The sequence below is a fragment of the Proteus sp. NMG38-2 genome, assembly GCF_020640995.1.
Classification (GTDB): Bacteria; Pseudomonadota; Gammaproteobacteria; order Enterobacterales; family Enterobacteriaceae; genus Proteus.
The window spans coordinates 4,206,872-4,227,095 of sequence record NZ_CP085481.1 but is presented as its reverse complement, the minus strand read 5'-3'; the positions used below and the strand labels follow the sequence as shown (position 1 = coordinate 4,227,095).

20 protein-coding genes are annotated in these 20,224 nt (G+C 37.4%); 6 read left to right on the top strand and 14 right to left on the bottom strand.

Annotation, left to right across the window (positions count from 1 at the left end):
• Positions 1 to 108 precede the first annotated feature (108 nt).
• The 6 genes from LG402_RS19800 to chbG all read left to right on the top strand — a co-directional run bounded on the left by LG402_RS19800 (position 109) and on the right by chbG (position 5,468).
• On the top strand, positions 109 to 435 hold the full coding sequence (locus LG402_RS19800; RefSeq protein WP_072068900.1) for a PTS sugar transporter subunit IIB: 327 nt from the start codon (positions 109 to 111) through the stop codon (positions 433 to 435).
• Between the two features lie 93 nt (positions 436 to 528).
• A complete protein-coding gene (chbC, locus tag LG402_RS19795; protein WP_109409028.1) occupies positions 529 to 1,887 on the top strand; it encodes a PTS N,N'-diacetylchitobiose transporter subunit IIC in 1,359 nt (452 codons plus the stop codon).
• A gap of 60 nt (positions 1,888 to 1,947) precedes the next feature.
• Complete coding sequence (chbA, locus tag LG402_RS19790; protein WP_072068898.1) at positions 1,948 to 2,295, top strand: PTS N,N'-diacetylchitobiose transporter subunit IIA; 348 nt, start codon at positions 1,948 to 1,950, stop codon at positions 2,293 to 2,295.
• A 46-nt stretch (positions 2,296 to 2,341) separates the two neighbouring features.
• Positions 2,342 to 3,154, top strand: a complete 813-nt coding sequence (gene chbR, locus LG402_RS19785; protein ID WP_208105084.1) for a transcriptional regulator ChbR — start codon at positions 2,342 to 2,344, stop codon at positions 3,152 to 3,154.
• A 160-nt stretch (positions 3,155 to 3,314) separates the two neighbouring features.
• Positions 3,315 to 4,670 carry a 6-phospho-beta-glucosidase gene (locus LG402_RS19780; RefSeq protein WP_166539164.1) on the top strand — a complete coding sequence of 452 codons (1,356 nt, stop codon included), beginning with the start codon at positions 3,315 to 3,317 and terminating at the stop codon, positions 4,668 to 4,670.
• A 36-nt stretch (positions 4,671 to 4,706) separates the two neighbouring features.
• On the top strand, positions 4,707 to 5,468 hold the full coding sequence (gene chbG, locus LG402_RS19775; protein ID WP_227336176.1) for a chitin disaccharide deacetylase: 762 nt from the start codon (positions 4,707 to 4,709) through the stop codon (positions 5,466 to 5,468).
• A gap of 111 nt (positions 5,469 to 5,579) precedes the next feature.
• On the opposite strand, the gene LG402_RS19770 is transcribed toward chbG, so the two are convergent.
• From LG402_RS19770 to LG402_RS19705, 14 genes are all read right to left on the bottom strand, one after another.
• Positions 5,580 to 6,083 (bottom strand): RES domain-containing protein, encoded by a 504-nt coding sequence (locus tag LG402_RS19770; RefSeq protein WP_227336175.1) that lies wholly within the window; start codon positions 6,081 to 6,083, stop codon positions 5,580 to 5,582.
• Positions 6,011 to 6,412: a hypothetical protein gene (locus tag LG402_RS19765; protein ID WP_227336174.1), complete on the bottom strand. Its 402-nt coding sequence runs from the start codon at positions 6,410 to 6,412 to the stop codon at positions 6,011 to 6,013. Before LG402_RS19765 ends, LG402_RS19770 begins: the two co-directional genes overlap by 73 nt.
• Positions 6,409 to 7,338: a sce7725 family protein gene (locus LG402_RS19760; RefSeq protein ID WP_227336173.1), complete on the bottom strand. Its 930-nt coding sequence runs from the start codon at positions 7,336 to 7,338 to the stop codon at positions 6,409 to 6,411. The genes LG402_RS19765 and LG402_RS19760 overlap by 4 nt, the downstream gene beginning before the upstream one ends.
• A complete protein-coding gene (locus tag LG402_RS19755; RefSeq protein ID WP_227336172.1) occupies positions 7,320 to 8,210 on the bottom strand; it encodes a sce7726 family protein in 891 nt (296 codons plus the stop codon). Before LG402_RS19755 ends, LG402_RS19760 begins: the two co-directional genes overlap by 19 nt.
• Positions 8,211 to 8,445: 235 nt before the next feature.
• A complete protein-coding gene (locus tag LG402_RS19750) occupies positions 8,446 to 8,955 on the bottom strand; it encodes an outer membrane beta-barrel protein (RefSeq protein WP_166539161.1) in 510 nt (169 codons plus the stop codon).
• Between the two features lie 67 nt (positions 8,956 to 9,022).
• The gene (locus LG402_RS19745; RefSeq protein WP_166539160.1) at positions 9,023 to 9,574 is read right to left on the bottom strand and encodes an Ail/Lom family outer membrane beta-barrel protein; all 552 of its coding nucleotides are present in this window, start codon (positions 9,572 to 9,574) and stop codon (positions 9,023 to 9,025) included.
• Between the two features lie 247 nt (positions 9,575 to 9,821).
• Positions 9,822 to 10,310, bottom strand: a complete 489-nt coding sequence (locus LG402_RS19740; protein ID WP_227336171.1) for a hypothetical protein — start codon at positions 10,308 to 10,310, stop codon at positions 9,822 to 9,824.
• 17 nt (positions 10,311 to 10,327) lie between these two features.
• Positions 10,328 to 11,011, bottom strand: coding sequence for a hypothetical protein (locus LG402_RS19735; protein WP_227336170.1), 684 nt, complete (start codon positions 11,009 to 11,011; stop codon positions 10,328 to 10,330).
• A 24-nt stretch (positions 11,012 to 11,035) separates the two neighbouring features.
• The gene (locus tag LG402_RS19730) at positions 11,036 to 12,592 is read right to left on the bottom strand and encodes a formylglycine-generating enzyme family protein (protein WP_227336169.1); all 1,557 of its coding nucleotides are present in this window, start codon (positions 12,590 to 12,592) and stop codon (positions 11,036 to 11,038) included.
• Positions 12,582 to 13,817 (bottom strand): ABC transporter permease, encoded by a 1,236-nt coding sequence (locus LG402_RS19725; RefSeq protein ID WP_227336168.1) that lies wholly within the window; start codon positions 13,815 to 13,817, stop codon positions 12,582 to 12,584. The genes LG402_RS19730 and LG402_RS19725 overlap by 11 nt, the downstream gene beginning before the upstream one ends.
• Positions 13,798 to 14,490, bottom strand: a complete 693-nt coding sequence (locus LG402_RS19720; protein ID WP_166539158.1) for an ABC transporter ATP-binding protein — start codon at positions 14,488 to 14,490, stop codon at positions 13,798 to 13,800. The genes LG402_RS19725 and LG402_RS19720 overlap by 20 nt, the downstream gene beginning before the upstream one ends.
• On the bottom strand, positions 14,490 to 16,493 hold the full coding sequence (locus tag LG402_RS19715) for a vWA domain-containing protein (RefSeq protein WP_227336167.1): 2,004 nt from the start codon (positions 16,491 to 16,493) through the stop codon (positions 14,490 to 14,492). Before LG402_RS19715 ends, LG402_RS19720 begins: the two co-directional genes overlap by 1 nt.
• Positions 16,494 to 16,502: 9 nt before the next feature.
• Positions 16,503 to 17,510: a hypothetical protein gene (locus LG402_RS19710; RefSeq protein ID WP_166539156.1), complete on the bottom strand. Its 1,008-nt coding sequence runs from the start codon at positions 17,508 to 17,510 to the stop codon at positions 16,503 to 16,505.
• A 3-nt stretch (positions 17,511 to 17,513) separates the two neighbouring features.
• Complete coding sequence (locus LG402_RS19705) at positions 17,514 to 20,222, bottom strand: putative virulence factor (protein ID WP_227336166.1); 2,709 nt, start codon at positions 20,220 to 20,222, stop codon at positions 17,514 to 17,516.
• Positions 20,223 to 20,224: the final 2 nt, after the last annotated feature.

The window sequence follows — 20,224 nt, the reverse complement described above, 5'->3', positions numbered from 1 at the left end:
AATCCTTATTTTAATCTTACTTCGGTTTCTGTACTGACACAGTAATGAATGCACAAGAGAAAGCCTTGTTATCTCTAGGGTAAATCGTTGCCAACTCAAGAGGGTTTTATGCAAAAGAAATATATTTACTTATTTTGTTCTGCTGGCATGTCAACATCCCTTCTCGTGACCAAAATGCGAGCACAAGCAGAGAAATATGATGTGCCTGTGGTCATTGAAGCTTTTCCTGAAACTTTAGCTGCACAAAAAGGGCAGGATGCGGATCTGATTTTGCTGGGTCCACAAATTAGCTGGATGTTACCTGATATTCAAAAATTACTCCCGAATAAACCGGTCGAAGTGATCGATTCTCTGTTATATGGAAAAGTAGATGGCTTAGGCGTGTTAAAAGCCGCTGTCGCCTCTATTAAAAAAGCATCTGCAACAACAAATTAATTTTATTTTTTTATTATTTAATTTTTTATTCCAGTCAAAGAGCGAATTTTTCAGCAAGCCGAGCAATTAGCGGCATTTAAAGGGTATTTTTCTATGAGTAAGTTCATTGGTTCACTTGAAAAGGTACTCCTTCCTTTTGCGGTTAAAATTGGAAAGCAACCTCACGTTAATGCGATTAAAAATGGCTTTATTCGTTTAATGCCGTTAACCCTTGCAGGGGCAATGTTTGTACTTATCAATAACGTTTTTCTTAGTTTTGGTGATGGCTCCTTTTTTTATTCTCTAGGTATCCGCCTTGATGCGTCAACAATAGAAACACTCAATGGTTTTAAAGCTATTGGGGGGAACGTCTATAACGGTACATTAGGCATAATGTCGTTGATGGCGCCATTCTTTATCGGAATGGCATTAGCAGAAGAGCGAAAAGTTGATCCGATTGCGGCAGGCTTACTCTCTATTGCTGCCTTTATGACGGTAACACCTTACAATGCAGCTGGCGCTTATGCTGTTGGCGCTAATTGGCTTGGTGGGGCAAATATTATTTCAGGTATCATTATTGGTCTTGTTGTGGCTGAAATGTTTACCTTTATTGTGCGTCGTAATTGGGTTATTCGATTACCTGATAGTGTCCCTGCTTCTGTTTCACGTTCTTTCTCTGCGTTAATTCCCGGTTTTATTATCTTATCAATTATGGGGATTATTTCGTGGGGATTAGCGACGTATGAAACAAACTTCCATCAAATTATTTTAGACTCTATCTCAACACCATTAGCATCAATGGGTTCTGTTGTAGGTTGGGCATACGTTATTTTTACCTCTCTACTGTGGTTCTTTGGTATTCATGGTTCACTGGCACTTGCAGCACTTGATAGTGGTATCATGACACCATGGGCATTAGAAAACGTTTCTATTTATACTGAATACGGTTCAGTAGAAGCCGCTTTAGCCGCAGGTAAGACGTTCCATCTCTGGGCAAAACCAATGTTAGACTCCTTTATCTTCTTAGGCGGTACAGGGGCAACACTGGGACTTATTATTGCAATCTTTATCGCATCTCGTCGTGCGGATCATCGCCAAGTTGCTAAACTGGCATTGCCAGCAGGTTTATTCCAAATTAATGAGCCGATTATTTTTGGTTTACCTGTGATTATGAATCCAGTGATGTTTATTCCTTTTATTCTTATTCAACCTATTCTTGCTGCAATTACTGTGACGGCTTATTACTTAGGGATAATCCCACCGGTAACAAATATAGCGCCATGGACGATGCCAACGGGATTAGGTGCATTCTTTAATACTAACGGTAGTATCGCAGCACTGTTATTAGCGCTGTTTAACTTGGGTGTAGCAACACTGATTTATCTTCCTTTCGTTATCATCTCAAACAAAGCACAAACTGAAATTGAGAAAGAAGAGAGTGAAGAGGATATTGCCAATGCATTGAAATTTTAAGTCATAGAAAAAGGAGTGCAGAGGTTTCTCTGCACTTTTTAGAGTCAAAGAGGATATACCATGTTAGATATTGAAAATGCCGTTGATAGCAGTGCTACAGAAGATGAATTTGAAGAGATAATCATGGGTCTTATCATTAATTCAGGCCAAGCACGCAGCGTAGCCTATGGCGCTTTAAAAAAAGCCAAAGAAGGCGATTTTGAAGGCGCTAGAAAGTTAATGGAGCAATCTCGCGAAGCATTAAATGAAGCCCATAAAATACAGACACGTTTAATTGGTGATGACCAAGGTATCGGGAAAACGAAAGTCAGTTTAGTTTTAGTCCATGCACAAGATCATTTAATGACTTCAATGTTAGCTAGAGAATTAGTGACAGAATTAATCGAGTTACATGAAAAGATAAAATAAGGTGAATACTGTGGTGGAGTCATTGAGAGCACAAAGCGAAATACGTATGGTCTATGAAGATCAGCTATTTAATGGCAAAAATTTTCATGTCTTTATTTATAATAAAACAGAAAGTGTCAGCGGATTGCATCAACATGATTATTATGAATTCACCATTGTTTTAACAGGGCGTTATTATCAAGAGATTAATGGAAAAAAGGTTTTATTAGAGCGTGGTGATTTTGTTTTTATTCCCATAGGCTCTCACCATCAGAGTTTTTATGATTTTGGTGCAACACGCATTTTAAATGTGGGAATTAGTAAAGCTTTTTTTGATAAACATTACCTCTCGTTATTACCTGCTTATTTTATCGCTTCACAAGTTTATGAATTAAAAAATGAATTTCTTTCCTATATTGAATCTGTTATTGGCTCTTTGAATTTTCGCCATACGGAATTTAATGAATTTATTGAAATTGTCACCTTTAATGTGGTGAACAGGTTACGACACCATCGAGATAATCGTATTGAAGATGATATTCCTTTATGGCTAAGAGATACCGTAAGCGAGATGCATGACAAACAAAAGTTTGGTGAAAATGCATTGGTTAATATGGTGATGCTATCAGGAAAATCACAAGAGTATTTAACACGGGCAACACGGCGTTATTACGATAAAACGCCTATGCAAATTATTCATGATATTAGAATTAATTTTGCGAAAAAACAGTTAGAAATAACAAATTATTCGATAACCGATATTGCTTTTGATTCTGGCTATAGTAGCCCAAGTCTGTTTATTAAGACATTTAAGAAAATAACATCATTGACGCCAAATAGTTATCGAAAAAATTTGTGCAGTATTAAAGAAACAAACTAATTCATTATTAAGCGTAAAAAATTAATCAATAATAAAGATTGATTTTATTTGAAATAGAGAGAAAGAAGAAAATAAGCTTATTTTTTTCAGGGCTCTTTACGTCTTAATTTCGCCATTAATACACAAATAACAGCATTATTGTGCTGTATGGGAGTATTTTATGAGTCATAAATTAAAAATCGTTACCATTGGTGGTGGAAGCAGTTATACGCCTGAATTGTTAGAAGGTTTTATTAAGCGTTATCATGAATTACCAATCACTGAATTATGGCTGGTGGATGTAGAAGAAGGAAAAGAGAAGCTTGATATTATTTTTGAGCTTTGCCAACGCATGGTAAAAAAAGCGGGTATTCCTTTAACCGTTTATAAAACCCTTAATCGCCGTGAAGCGTTAAAAGATGCTGATTTTGTCACAACACAATTGCGTGTTGGTCAATTGAAAGCAAGAGAGCTTGATGAGTCGATCCCGTTAAGTCACGGCTATTTAGGACAAGAAACTAATGGTGCGGGCGGGCTATTTAAAGGGCTACGCACGATCCCTGTTATTTTCGATATTATTAAAGATGTTGAAGAAATTTGCCCTGATGCGTGGATCATTAATTTTACCAATCCAGCGGGCATGGTGACTGAAGCGGTTTATCGTCATACCAACTTTAAGAAATTTATTGGGGTTTGTAATATCCCAATTGGCATGAAGATGTTTATTACAGATGTTCTTAAGTTAACAGATAAAGATGAACTCTCCATTGATTTATTTGGTTTAAATCATATGGTGTTTATTAAAGATGTCATTGTAAATGGCCAATCCCGTTTTCCTGAATTATTGGATGGTGTCGCTTCAGGAACATTAACCGCAGGCTCGGTGAAAAATATTTTCGATTTACCTTTTAGTGAAGGGCTAATCCGTTCTCTTAATATGTTGCCGTGTTCTTATTTGCTTTATTACTTTAAGCAAAAAGAGATGTTGGCTATAGAAATGGGTGAATACTACAAGGGTGGAGCTCGCGCTAAAGTAGTGCAGAAAGTCGAGAAACAATTGTTTGAATTGTATAAAGATCCTGATTTAAATATCAAACCGAAAGAGTTGGAATTACGTGGTGGTGCCTATTATTCTGATGCGGCCTGTGAAGTGATTAATGCTATTTATAATGATAAACAAGCTGAGCATTATGTGAATATTCCACATCATGGTCATATTGATAATATTCCCGCAGATTGGTCAATTGAAGTGACTGCAATTTTAGGTCGAGAGGGTGCTAAACCTCATCCTCGTTTAACACATTTTGATGAAAAGGTAATGGGATTAATTCATACCATTAAAGCCTTTGAAATTGCAGCCAGTAAGGCGGCTATTAGCGGTGAACTAAATGACGCTTTATTAGCGATGAATTTAACGCCATTAGTACTTTCCGACAAAGATGCAGAGGTGCTTACACGTGAAATGTTATTAGCACATAAAGCACATCTACCTCATTTTGCTAAAGCAATTGCTGAGTTAGAAAAAGCCTCTCATTAATTGTCGGCAGATAAATATAAGTGATAAGGAGACAGAATGGCTGGTTTATTGATTGTGAATGCGGATGATTTTGGGCTTAGTAAAGGCCAAAATTACGGTATTGCAGAGTGTTTTCGCCATGGTGTTGTTAGCTCAACAACGGCACTTGTCAATGCTGAGGGAATTGAACACGCAGCACAATTGCGTCATGAGTTGCCTGGCTTAGGTGTTGGGCTTCATTTTACTTTGACGATGGGTAAACCACTGTCTCCTTTACCTTCTTTAACACGTGAAGGTGTATTAGGGAAATGGGTGTGGCAAATGGCGGAAGAGGGTAATTTACCGCTTGATGAAATTCGTGTTGAGCTTAACGCACAATATCAGCGTTTTATTGAGATCTTTGGTTGTGCTCCCGACCATATTGATAGTCACCACCATGTGCATATGTTTAAGCAAATTTTTCCTATTGTGGCGGAGTTTGCCAAAGAAAAGTCATTACCAATGCGGGTTGATAGACCGTTAGCACAAAAAGAAGGAATTGATACCCAAGGTGTGATAAGTAGTGATGGTTTTGATAGTCAATTTTATGGTGATGAAATCACTCAAGCTTTATTTTTAAAGGTACTTGATGAATCAAAAGCGCGTCATGAGCTCTCTATTGAAGTGATGACACATCCTGCTTTTGTCGATAATCCATTGCGTGCAAGTGGTTATTGTTTTCAGCGTTTAACAGAGTTGGAAGTGTTAACGGATCGCGCTTTAAAGCATGCCATTTTGGAAAGAGGTTATCAGCTAGGAACGTATCAAGATTTAATGTAGTGGGTTTTTAGACAATCGGTGTCTGTGTTTATTCCCTAGTGTGGGTCTTTTTGAATTATTTAGCCTCTATTTTTATAAAGTAGAGGCATTTTTGTTTTATGAAGAAAAAAACTAAGTTGTAATTTTTTCAAACGAATGGACTATTTCTGTTATTTTATAAGATATTGGTTCTTCAATCGTAAAACATAAGTCATCATAAAAAACAAAATTTTTACCCATGCCAAATGAACTTTCAAATATTATTCCATCACAGTTACTAAAACTTTTTAAAAATTCACACAAAAACTGAGTAGGAATATAATCTATATTAGAACTTTCTGGTCTAACAGGTTTGGATAATTCACTAGAAAGCATTTCTAATAAATTTAAAATACTTATAACATTGTTGTATTTCTTTTCATCAAAAGAACATATTGATATTTTTTTTCTTGGAGATGTTAAGTCAATTAAAGAAACATCTTCTTCTAAAATCAGTTTAGATATATAAATAATGCTAGTATTATTAGGTCTAACTTCAGAAATACAAGTTTCTTCGTTATTAGCTAAATATAAGTAGGATATTCCAATCGGATTTGCGTGGCCTGCTGTAGCATTTCTTGCAGGGGGCTTTCCCATTTGCTTATATGACCTAAATAATCTTCTTTTAATAGGTATTTTTTTATTATATATTCGTTTCCTAATATTTCACCAAGTAATTTTTTTGTATTATGTATTTTTTCATTAAAGATATTAAAAGTATTTTGTAGAATATCAGATAATAACTCCCCTTTTTCGCTTTCAACTACAATTCCTAAAAAAGGTTCAAAAAATCGAGATAAATCTTTAGGATTTATTGTAAATGCATTTTCTTTTTTACAATATCCACATCTATCATTAGTATGATTAAGGCCAATAGTTCTAATGATGGCAGAATCATGAAAACAATTAGAACAGCATAGTGTCATTTATCCACCTCAATATTAGAAGATAAATAATTACAAAGAGTTTCGATATGATGCTCAATGGAGATTTTCTTTAGTTGGCCAAGTCCTGGAAAATGTTTTTCATTATATAAATATGCAAGCTCCCTGGTTCCAAGTGTATTATCAAAAGTATTAGGATATGAATTTATAAAATTAATATATCTAGTTAAGGCTTCATGGAACTTACCGCCAGGGTTTGCTGGGCTATTACTTTTCTCAGAAGAAAAGTGTCTAATAAACATTTGGTTATAGTCTTTTTCTATATAAGAAAGGTGTATTGTTACCACATAAGCAGGACCTCCCGTTTCAGAATATTCAGCGCCAACAATTGCATAGTCACTGAAACCAATAACATTCGGTCTAGTCAAATAATTAATATGTAAATTGGAAAAACTTGAACGTTCTTTATAATCAGAATTTCTTGCTTTCTTTTGAAAAGGATCATCTATTAGAATAATGTTATTCTTTAATTGATAAAGTTCATCATCTACAGTTTGTTTTGGAATGATAGAGTAAGTAGCACGATTTAAATATTGGAAGTGTTTTTTCTCAAGGATATCAGCGATAAATATAGCATTTACAGTAGGCAATTCATTAAGTACTAAACTATAGTTAATTGTATTATCTGCTATTTTTGCACATGGGATAAATTTAATCTTATTATCCATTGAAGATAATTGTATAATTAAATTAATACGTTCGTTTTCAAAATCACCTAAGTTTGGATTAATAATAATTATTGGGGTAATATTATTTTCATTTAATTCTTTAATTGTTCTTACTAGTGGTAATAAATTCTTTCTAACTGGCTCTATTATAGGTTTATAAATTTTATTATTTAATAAAGGTGCTAATTCACGTAATGCATTAAGTTCGAACTGCTTACCTCTTATAAAAGGGAAGTACATAAATCATCCTTACTTAGATATAAAGATAAAGTATTTCTAAAAACTTCTTGTTGAGCTGGAGATAACTTGAAGCTAATAGCCGAGTTAATTAATGATGATGGTAGTGATTCGAGCATGGAAAAATTTACTTTTCTATATTTTTTTAGTGCAGCTATATATAGTTTTCTTATGTCATCATTTGATGATTGATTGAAAATAGATAAACAGTGATTAAATAAATACATATTTGATGATGCTATTTTTCTATTTGATAAATTTTCAGCAATATATACGTATTCTGCTTTTCTTAATGAATTAATCATTAGTTCTCTATCAATGTCTACTTTTATTTTATTAGCTTTTCGAATTTCTATCAGTGCATCTCTATTGGTTAATTCAATAATTCCAACATTTTCAGGAACTATAGATATTACTTTTTGAGTATGACTTTTATCACATACAACATATACTTTTTCAAAGATCTTGAGGTAGGTTGATATTTGTTCTGGTAATCGAACTAGAGAATCAAATTTAGTTTTTATTTCATAACAAGTAGTACATCCATTCACGATGACACAATCGGCTTTGTTATTGCCTACTCTCAATTCTGTTATCATGGTTGCGTTGTTATTGTGTTTTTTTAAAAATAGTTTTTGTGCAACAATATTCTTAAAAAAATATTCTGATTTATAATCTTTTTTACATTGTTTAAATGTTGATTCAAAGATATCAGCTATTTTTATAGAGTGATTATTTAATGAAAGATAATTATTGATTAATGTATAAAGAAATGAAAAATCACCTTGAATAATCTTATGAATAGATTGACTCGTAAAAAGTTGTGAAGCCATTTTACTTTTAAGTGAATTGTGTTTCTTTGATCTATTATTCATTTCAATATATATCCGATAATTATTCATAATTAATTATGATTGTATCATAATACTACTCGCTAAATAAAAAACATTTTTTATTAAAATTCATGAGGTTAATTAAATATTTTATATTTAATAACTTGAAAATGAAAACTTTATACTAAATAGGTATAAAATCTAGAGGGTAATCTAATAATTGAGAGAATAATTAGAAAATAGAATTTAACAATGAAATAAAAATTATTCTTATTAATCAAAACCGATAACCAATACTGGCGATAAGTGCTTTGCTTGGATGGCTTTTTCCTTCCATTTTGAAATAACTGCCCTCATAGCCTAAAGTAAGTGTAATATTTTGTGGTGATGTTAACGTGATACCCGTTCCCCAACTTACTGATTCAGATGAGTGATCTTTATTTATATTTTCTGGTGTTTGATAACTCATACCACTTACCCCAATAACGCCGTATAGTTCAACGAAAGGTGTTAATGCATAAGCTGGACCCATTACAAGTGAGGCATAACGTAATCTCTCATTATGAGATAACGATCTGTGAGCTATCGTTCCTGAAAGTTGTAGAGAGATTTTTTTATTCGTATTAGTAAATTGATACTTCATATTGATCCCATTAACTGTGGGTAAATCTTTTATTTTGATATGAGCGTAGCCAATGGAAACTAGAGTATCACTGTTTTTTGCATAAATTGATGTGGTGAAAAATAAAGAAAAAGGTAAGCAAGCTAATAATAAAATATTTTTCATAAATATAGTTTTAAATTATAAGTTAATAGAAAGCACATATCATAAAATAATATGTGCTTAAGTTTATTTAAAAACGATAACCGATATTAGCAATAAAACCATCTAAAATAATTCGATTGTCGGTATCTTTAAATTTAAAACGGCTATTTTCATAACCAAGAGAGATTGAAACCATTTCAGCTGGATTAATGATTAAGCCTGCGCCCCAACTAAATGCATTTTTCTTTAATTTTTTTAATTCTGAGCTTTCAGATTTAAATTGAATTTGGCTCATACCCGCAGTGCCATAAACACTAATAAAATCATTTAGACGTAATGTAGGGCCCGCCATTACAGAGTAATAACGTGCATTGACATCTTTAAAGAAACTATTAACAGGCTTATTCAAATCATATTCATTTTGAGCATAAGTAGCTGTTGCTAAAATACCAAATTGTGAATTTATTTCTTGACGAATAGAAAAGACACCTCCGTGCATTGGATTCTGACCCGCCATTTTGACTTGTGCATAACCCGCTGAAAGTGTGGTTTTATCTAATTTAAAATCATTTTGAGCATAAACAGAAGAGGTAGTTAATAAGCCACTAATAAATAAAGTTGATAATAATTTTGTTTTCATTAGTTATATCCCATAAATAAAAAACGGAGAACGTATTATGAAGCGGGGGGATTATAATAATGAGTTTGTTTTTAATGGAATAAAAAAGAGCACATGTATTTAAATAAGGTTATTTTATTAAAGTGTCTAATTAACTATTAAATAATTAACATAAATTAATTCTAATTAGTAATAGAAATCAATAATAAAATAAAGAAGTAGATATAAAAGGGCAAGGCTCTCTATTACCTAGAGAGCCTTTGAGGATTTATTTAAGACCTAGATCACTTTGTAGACTAATGACTTGATTTTGTAAATTCTCTAATTCAAGCTGTTTTTCCATCACCGATTTTGATGGGTTGTTTTGTGCCGCTTTCATTTGCTTATCAATTTCATTGATCTGCTTTTGAATATCATTTTGCCCTTTGGTTTTTTGGCGAATTTGATTTAACAGATTATTCATTGATTGACTTAATGCACGTTGACTAGCTTGTTTACTTTTTAGATCTGCATTGGTCTGTTGTTTTTCTTTCTCAATGGCAGCAAGAACGGCTTTAAACTCGGTGTTTAATGCTTGTTCATTACCCAAAATCGCTTTTTTTTGTTCAATGCGATTGTCATAAGTCCCTGAATAATTACAGTTAAATTTGGTAATTATACTGACATCACCCGTTGTTGGGTCACAATCAGCGGGATTGGTGACACAACCGCTTAAGAGTAAGGTCATGCCAACAAGGGAAAGAGGTAAAAATTTCATTATCATCCTTTTTAACGTTAACTAAGTTTTATTGCTGTACGTTGGGTATAAAGGCTATCAAGTTCTTCCTGTAAAGAGGTTACTTGTTGTTTCATCCCATTGATTTGTTTATCAAGCTGTGCCGTCTTTAGGCCATCTTGACGACTTTGCGCAGCGATATCACGCCATTCAGCTTCACGTTTTTTCATATCGGCTAAACGAGAGCGAAGTGCTGCAATATTGGCATCAATGCCTTTTAATTGTTTTTCAGCAGCGGCTTTATTAAGGCGTTGTTGTTTCATATCTTGCTCAATTTTTGCCAACGCTCTTTTATCGTCGTTGATTACGGCTCTTGCCGTATTTGAGGCACTTTGTAGGCGTTGATTCTCTTTTTTCACATCCTCTATCATCGAGTTGAGCATTTCTTCTTTCGAGGCGTAGTTTTGGCGCTTATTGTCTAAATAGGCATTTGCACCAATACCGACACCACAACCTGCGACCGCCGCGATAATCATACAGGCGCCTTTGTTATCAACATTAGCTACTAGGCAACTTAATGCACCAATAGCTGCACCACCAGCACAAGCCCCAATGCCAGATTTACTGAAAAACTCCATATCACTGTTATTTTTCAAACGTGGATCAGCACCACTATTACTTTGACACCCTGATAAAGCAAGTACGGCACTAATGCCAAGTACAGCCATGAGTCGTTTATTCATACCACACCTATCCCAAAGTCTCTGTTATTGTTTTTTGCACGCTTCAAGCCATTCATTCCGTGAAACTTTACCGTTAGCCCAATATCCTTGGAGTCCCTGCATATATGTTGAAAGGTACGTATTTAAATTCGATTTACCTCTGGCTTCCATTAATTGGCGTACAACGTCAATTTGCGGTTTAACTAAAGAGGCATCATATGTGGTTGCCATATCCACTAATGTGTCTGCGTAATAGCTCACAACAAAGTCGAGCGTTTTTTTATGTTCGTTAACTTGCTCTTGACGTCGTTCACATGTGGCATCTTTAGTGCCTGGAGGGCAGTTTTTTTCATGTAATGCGATTAATCTGTCATAGAACTCGCCATCATCTTTTAATTTGGTGCATAAAAAAGCACCTAATTGTAGTGAGGTTCGGATGGCTTGATCTCGTTGTTCATCTCGTAGTTGTGCATTTGCCCGCAAGCTATTTTTTAATTCAGCTAACTGTTTTTTCAATGCTTCATCTTGTACTTGGGTCGAGAGTGTATTTAGGCTATTGATAGAGTTATCGCTATTAGTTTTTGAGTTGTTGCTTGCTGGTTTCTCATTGCCTAATTGCTGCCACTCTTTTTCTATCTCTTTGATTTTATCGCGAGATGTTAATGCTGGAGCAACAATGGCTAAACGAAAACCAGTATATTTATTTTTATTCGCACCCGTATTGGTGTAATAAGGCTCTTCTTGACGCCATGAACTGCGCATATCACTCTCTGGTGTTAGATAACTACCACCACGTACAATAAATCCACCTGCTTGTCCGTGTAAGCGGTCGAGTTTATTTAATCTAAAAGGCTCAAACATCATTTCAGCAACATTACCCAACATATCATGTAAGCCTAATGGGTTGGGTGATAACAAACCGGTGAGTTGTAATGAACCGTTAGAGGATTGACTGCCTGCTGACCAAATATAATTTTTGGTACCTTCTGGCATTGGAAAACGCACATCACGAAACTCGGAGGCTGAGACTTTTAAACCGCCACGTGCCGCAAATTCCCATTCCGTTTCTGTCGGTAATCTTGCAAAACCTTTTGCGCCATCTTCAACGGGTAATGCTTCTGGATGATGGCTTCTTAGCCATTGATTATATTGATCAGCGAACTGCATGGCTTCATACCAGCTAATATTCACTTTCGGTAAACGTAATTTATTTGAGGCAACCGGACACTCTTTACCATTAATGGTACTTTGCATGGCGTTATATTGCAGATCGGTAACGGGATATTTCGCCATAAGGTAATAACGGCCTTTTTCTTTGCCTTTTAGTGGGAAGCTACCCGCAATATGTTCAGCTCGTGATTGCTCTAAATAACCCCATTCATCACCTTCTTGCCCTAAAGTTACGCTGTAGTCTTGTAAAGGCTGGCTGAGAGGGATAGTAACTTGGCGAAAGACCATTGAACCTTCACAAGGGAAAGGCAAGATCACATCATCAGGTAAGGCTTTTTGGTTAACGAATTTGTCATCCCATTTGGCCGATGCCGTAAAACTGCTAGATAACAGCGCGAATGATAAAGTTAAAAGCGATAAATTAAATTTCACGTAAGCTCTCCGCAGGTTCAATTGAAACGGCACGTAATGCGCCAATACTTGCCACCACTAAGGCCACAAGTAAGGCACTGCACATAGCAATCAATAAATCCCCCAATGTTAACTGGCAAACAAAGGCTTGTTCAGGTAAATGGGTGCCTAATAATGTGGTAAATAAGGTGCTACCAATGCCATAAAGCCCAAGGGCTAAAATAAAGGCAACGCTCGTTAATAACAGTGCTTGCAATACAATATATAAAGAAACAGCAAATTGACGAAAACCCAGCAGGCGTAGGACTGCCATATCTTTGCGTTTACGGTCAATATTGGCAAGAAAGGCACCAATTAATGAGGCAATACAACCTAATAGTGAGACCCAAGCAATGACAGAGAAAATAACGTTAAGGACATAACTGATTGCTTTTACAGAGTCTATTTGGCTTTTTTGTGTCATCACATCAATGTGTTGTTGTCTAAACCAATCATCTAGTGGTGCAATGGCATCTAAATTTTTTGCATAAAGGCGAGCTTTAGCAAACTGGGTTCTTGGTTTTGCCTCAACACCTTGTGTAATACCAAAAAGAGGGGCTTGATAACCATCTCGGTAATCTTCCATCGCCACTAAAACATCAAGAGAAACAAAGGCTGCAGCTCTTGAAAATTTACTATCACTGATAATGGCAGCAACAGTAAAGGTACGTTTGGCACGTTCATTGACGCCATTAAGCTTACGGCTGATAAATAAGCGCACACTATCGCCTACATTCGCCTGTAGTTTTTGTGCAGCATTGGCAGAGAGCACTAATGTGTCTACATTTTGGGGTATAGCCACACCCTCTAATAAAGGATCGTTCTCTGCTGTTGGTATGATTTCCGCATTATCAATAAAATGTTGTCCATCAATCATAATATCGGCTTGTGTGTTTAAGCTACGTGTTAATGGGATAACAAAACGTACTTCATCTTTCTGCGCAATATTATTAAACCAACTTTGTGGATAATTACCATTGCCTAACATACGTATTTCAAGGTTACGAGGATCATTTAGCAGTTGATTATGAAGCTGCGTCACGATGCCATTCTTTAACCCAAACAGCAGTAGCAGTGGTGCAATAACCGAGACTAAAGAGAACACAATACATAATGCGACTTTGCGATCATAAATTAAGTCGCGCCAAGCGAGTGAGCTGAGTAAGCCTAGGCGATTAGGATTGGCGCTATTGTTTGATAAAGACACTACCGCCTCCTTCGAGTTGTGCATGATAGTGGCTAAACCCAAAACGCTCGACTAAAGACCAATCGTGGCTAACAACCAGTGCAGAGATCTCCAGTTGTTTTACCATCTCTACAATGAGTGCATACAGCGCTTGCGCATTATGGGGATCAAGGGCTGCTGTGGGCTCATCAGCAAGTAATAAAGCGGGCTCGTGTGCAATGGCGCGAATAAACGCTGCGCGTTGGCGCTCACCAATGGAGAGTTGGCGAGGAAGACGAGTTAACAATGGGCGTAATTGCAGATGGTCAATTGCGTGATCAAGCCAAGCGGAGTGTGGCGTTAATCCCAGCATTTTGCGAGGTAATTGAATATTTTGCATGACGGTTAAAAAGGGAAGTAATCCGCCACTTTGGAGCATAAAACCCAATTTCTCGGCACGTAATGATGCGAGTTGTGTCTGCTCATTACTCAACACCGCTTGCGTGATAATTAATTCATCACCGAGTTGAAAATGGGTCAATTCATCTGGGCGTAAGATCAACCCTATCATTTCTAATAAGGTACTTTTACCACAACCACTTAATCCGGTTAGCGCGCCGATTTCCCCTTTTTCAAGCGTCAATGAAGGAAGCGCAACACGAAAACCATGTTGCGCATCACCGCGCGTAATTGCCATACCTTCAATCTGGATCATTAAGGTAGGTTTTCCAGTGGAACAGGGTAAACGTGATCGCGCGGATCACTTTGTGGTGCAAGGGATATCCAACGATCAACATCTTCATTATAACGTTGATAGTATTGTAATTTTGTATTGAGACGACGGATAAACTTCTCTTGCTCAAGGCCATCCCAGCTTTTCCATGTCTCTTCATCTAAGCCTAAAACTTCACTTAAATAAGGTAGATTTTCTACGTATTCACCCAGTAAACCCATTTCACCCAATTTAGTCGCAGAACCTTGTTTGATTTGATTAGGATCGTTACCCATAGTGGCGGCAATTGAACGCAAATCAGCAAACATATTGTCAGGTGAGATCAAACCTTCGTTAGCCGCATTAACAATTTTTTTCATCACGTCACTTAAATCGCTAAGCTCACTTTTGGTCAATAACACTTGTACTTCTGTTGTTGGGATATTTTGCTGTAATAAATCTCGATCACTTATCCATGCTTTAAAGACTGGAGGTGCTTTTGTGCCCTGTTTTTCACCTAAATACGCTAAACGCATGGCATAACCTAAATCATGCGCATCGTTAAGTAAGGTATCAGTTTCTTTATTTTTGCTATAAGTGGGATCGGCATTTAATGCACTGCCTACAGTGGCTTCACCACGATAAGCAGTTTGAATTTGCGTGGTTACAGCAGTTGCTAAACTGTCTACCATACGACCAAAACTATTTACATCTCCTGAGTTGATAGGGTAGTAAAGCGATTTGTGTAAGAACGGATTAAGCGTTAATGCTTCATATTGCGCTTGTGCCGAAGCATGATTTTTTGCTCCTGACGGGGTTTTTAAATGCAGAGTATAAAGTGCAACACCACGATAAGCGGCTTCTTGGCGAATTTGTTCAGCATCAAGTTTAGTTGATGACAGAGGATCATCTCCCGTTAATGCGCCCGCGTCAGTGATTAAAATAACGTAGCGCGCACCAAAGCGTGTCCAATCAACACCATCAAGGGCTTGCATGACACCAGCATAAGCATCTTCATCAAAACGACTACTTGAGACTTTAGCTTGGCGTAATTCTTTAACTTTATTTAAGAAATCAGGGCCATCTTTTACGTCATTGGGGTTTACAAACATTTTGCTATCGTATTCCAATGCGGGAACGGCTTTGATATTAGAGCGAAACGCCACTAAACCAAATTTTACCTTATCCAACATGTTGTCTTTTTCGACTTGTGCATAAACTTTCTGAATCGCTTCTTTGGTTCTATCAATGTAAGGATCCATTGATATTGTCGAGTCGATAACAAACACGACAGCCGCAGAGAAACCTTGCATCATATTGTCAGCATCTTTGCTGTCTGGTGTTGCTGGTTTTGTATTGTTTGCAGTTGCATTCGTATTCTGTGCGTCTTTGCTGTCTTTGGTTTGTGAAGAGACAGATGCCACATTGAGCACTCGCACTTTATAGCCCGCATCAGTAAAGACTTCATCTGAGCCTAATACAGGTAGCAGATAAAAATTACTTTTTTGATCAATCATATAATCAGGCTCTTTAGCTAAAACAGCCGGATTAACTTTTTGATTTTTGATATCAGCTAAAAAAGGTTGATACTGCTTTTCGGGAGTAGGGTTTTCAAGTAAGCCTTCAACCGTTTGCTTATCTTTGAAAAATAGCATTGGGTTACGACCCGCAGGGTTAGTAAAAGCCAGCGTTAATTGCATTTTCCATTCAGATGTGCAGCTTGCATTCATCCAACCGCTAATATGACCCAAGCTATCAGGACCGACTTGTAGCCACTCATTGGCGCCTTGTTTTTGACGCTGATATACATAAAAACGGCTAAATGCAGGTTGTTCTTTACCTGCTGCGCCAATTGTGTCCGCCACTTGGCAACCTGGGTAGGTTAATACACGCTGATAGAGAGTCTTTTTACCCTCTTGTAATAGCGGTTTTTTCTCTTCAGCACTTGCCGGTGCTGTCAGAATTAAACCACTGAGAATAAGAGTAAGCCAATGCGCCTTTTTCATACGACTTTCCTATTTTTTCAGTGCTTCAAGACGCGCTTTTGCGTCACGGTTTTGTGAGTCATGATTAAGAACAGCTTCGTACCAATAGATGGCCGTTTCTTTGTCTGCACCAAAGCAACCTTGTGCTGACGCGGTTTCTGGATCGTATTCACGAGCATAATTTAGTGCGATTTCAACATCACCTGATTGTGCTTTATATGCATATAAACGCTGAGCAACGTCACATTGATTGTTCTGTTTAGCTTGTTCAATCGTTGTAAGAATAGTTTTGCTATCTGGTTGGCTCTGTATACAACTTTGTACAAAAGCGAGCGCCGTACCTGATTTCATATTTTCAACACTACACACACTTGGTGTTGATGGTTCTGGTGTCGGTTGTGGCGCGGGGTCGCCTGCTGGATTGCCTCTTAGTAAGAAGAACCACGTTAAGATACCCGCTAAAATTAAGATCAAGATAATCGCTAAAATTAAACCAATTTTAGATTTTTTCGGTGTAGGTGGTGTCGGCCGTTGTGGCGGTTCATCTACCTTAATTTCAGGAATAATCGGCTCAGGTTCAGGCTCTTTGACTGCTTCAGGCTCCGGCTCCGGTGATGTTTCGATAATAGGAGTTGGTGGAACGGCTTGAGTATCTAATGTCGCCGTTGATTTTAATGCTTCACTTTGACCTTGTGCTTGTGAGGCTAACACACCATCACGAATACGTAATCGGCCAATATCTTGTGTTTCATTATCGTCTTTTAACGTAAATTGATAGGCCATTTGTAAGTTGCTAACAAGGGGATCAACTAACGTTTTATCAAGAACGATTTGATAGCCTTCCTCGGCATCTTCAAGAGAAAGCTGGTGGAAAAAAGCATTACCTACCCACTCCCCTTTATCATTTAAGAAATAGCGATCTTGGTTACGCTGAATGCTTAAATAAACAGGGGAAGCATCACCTTCCCAATTTCGAATACTTAATACCGCAAAGCCAGGACGAGCAGGTTGTACGGGTTTTAATTCTGGATTAAACACGAATTATGACTCCACGACGGATGATTTCATGGTTTGAATGATTTGGCCTAACTGTGCGTTTTGTTCAGCACTGATTTCTCTTCCTGCTGAATGTCCTGCATTCTCAGTAATAATCGCCGATAAAGCGATAAGCCAATCAATTACAAATAAAAGGGTATAGTTAACAGGGTTAGTGGGTAAGCGGACTAAACGCTCATCATCACCCCATTGCACGCTAGTGTTATCGGGTCTTTCAAAGATCTTATGACCTGCATTGATTTTGCTATCTGGCTTCTCAACACCGTTATCTTTGAAATTAAACCAAGTAATAAAATCACCCAATACATTATAAACGCGAGAGGATTGCTGTTCGGCTAAGTCATCACGACGGGCAATGGCTTCTGTTCCTGCCAAAGTTTTCAACATACGTTGTTCAACACCAAGACGATTGATAGCTGTAATAAGCTCATCGACTAACAGCACCATAATTTCTTGGTCGATGCCTAGGTAGGTTAATAATGTACTGTTATCAGGCAGACTACGTAGATGATTTATCCATAATGCCATCACTTTTTTAGGGTAGGTAACCTCATTGCCGTGGCCTTTGGGGGCTTCATCTTCTTCTGGCACCAAAGAGATTGGCGCATCGCTAAAGAGATCAAAAGTCGGTTGTTCCATAGCGGCAAAGGCAGAAACTGGGGCCTGTGTTGCTTTTTTGTTGTCTGAAAGAGTATCGACAACCTCTTTTTCCTGCATATACAGGTCGTAGAGAGATTTACGAGAAGGCAACAGGTAGTCTAGTAATGCACCTTGTAAATAAGGGCGACTTTGCATAAAACGCAAAATAGTCGCGGCATTACGGCGTTTTACCTGTAATTCCTCTTCACCACCTGATTGATACCATTTTTCAAGATGATGACCGATTAAATCACGTTGAATTTCTTGCAGTTGCTCACTGATACGTTCAAGTTTTAGTGATTTTAAGGCAACGGTTTCAAGATAATCAGCAAGGCGTTGCATACCACCATCGTTAAGCGACAACATGGCATCCCATGCTTGGTCTGGTTCACGAATATAACGTTGGACAGTTTCATCTTCAGCAAAGGTTTTTTTCATCAGATGTAATTGTGAAACACTGTCTTCATTTAGAACTGTTTCTTTACCATTACTGATTTGAATAAACGGAGTGGGTACGCCCGGTTTACGTACTAAAAAGGTGTTATTAAACGCTTCACCATTAATCCAATCTGATGACATCCATTCATATTGACCAAAGCGCTCTAACATCGCCATTTTTATCATGCCACCTTTACCCCATGATTGGCGTAATAACGCTTCATTCATGGTTAAGGAGTTGGTAATACGCATATCAAACATGGTCATTGCCCAAATCAAGCCAGAAGGGCGTTTAGCACGAGTTTGTGCATCTTTACCTTGCGTGTTATTGATCCATTCTGTGAGTACGGCACCGACTTCTTTTACATCGGATTGTTTGTTTGATGCGGTACACACCACCAGTACATTCATTTCTTGGTTATCGGTATAACGCTCAAACAGATAAGCGACTTTACCCCGAAGAATAAGTTGAGCGAGTGGGTTTGCGCTATCATCATTGACTTGACGGCGCACATCCGCCATGGTTTCAACCCCTAAACGTCCGCGATAACCCGGAAAATCTAGTAGCTCAACCTGTTCAAACAGCGTTTTGCTTGGTGCATCTAATAATGGTACGACTAATTCAACGGTGAGTGCGGTCAGTTCCGCTAAAGAAAGGGTTACAGGGGCATCAATACGATCACCATGAACAGGGCAAATGCTGATCTGGCTATCATTGGCAGTATTGAGACGCTCTAGCATATCTACGTTCATAATACTGTCGTTTTGTACTAACACACCGTCTTGTTCTTTGACTAAAGAAGAAAGTGGAGCCAAAACTAATGGTGCATTGCCTAAAGAGGCAAGTGTGGTACTAAAACGCTGATAAGCCGATGTCAGTTCTGCAATGTCGCCCCATAACACTGAAAATAACTTAGCACGTTGGGCTATGCTGAGATAAGGAGCTAATTCAATCGCTTTAGGCCAATAGGTTGTTGCTAATTTCTTCTGGCTTTTTTCGGCGTGACGTTGCAGATAATCCCATAATGAAACGACATCATCGTGCGTAATACCTGCGACAGTTGTGGCACTACACTGTGAACTTAATGAATTGATTAAACTAGATATTTTTTCTTCATCTAATTCAAAATCAATTTTTTCCTGATTAAAGTCATACAGGTAAGCATTAGCAAGGATCTTAACAATTTCAATTTCGCTAAAAAGGTGTAGCTCTACTGGAAACTCTTGCGTACCTTTCGTTGCTTTGCGACTAAAGCGAGTGACTAATCCTGTAGCCTCTTTGCCGCCACCAGGTGGGTTGATATGGTCGATAAAATCAAGTGTTTTACCTGACATGCTGGTTCTTAAACGACCTTCTTGTCCCGCAGCAAGGGCTGAAATCAGGTACGATTTTCCTGCTTGAGACAGACCAAAGAAGCCGACTGACATTGGACGTTGGGTCGCTAAGCTGAGGTTCTTTGCCATATTACGGCTACGACGCAGGCGATAGATAAGGCTATCTGCTTCTGTATTTAAACGAGGTGCATTACCTCTTACTGCGCTAACCCAATCAATGGCTTTGCCTGCACCTTGATAAATGGCATCCCATTTAGCTGTTAACTGTTTTTCATCCATCATAT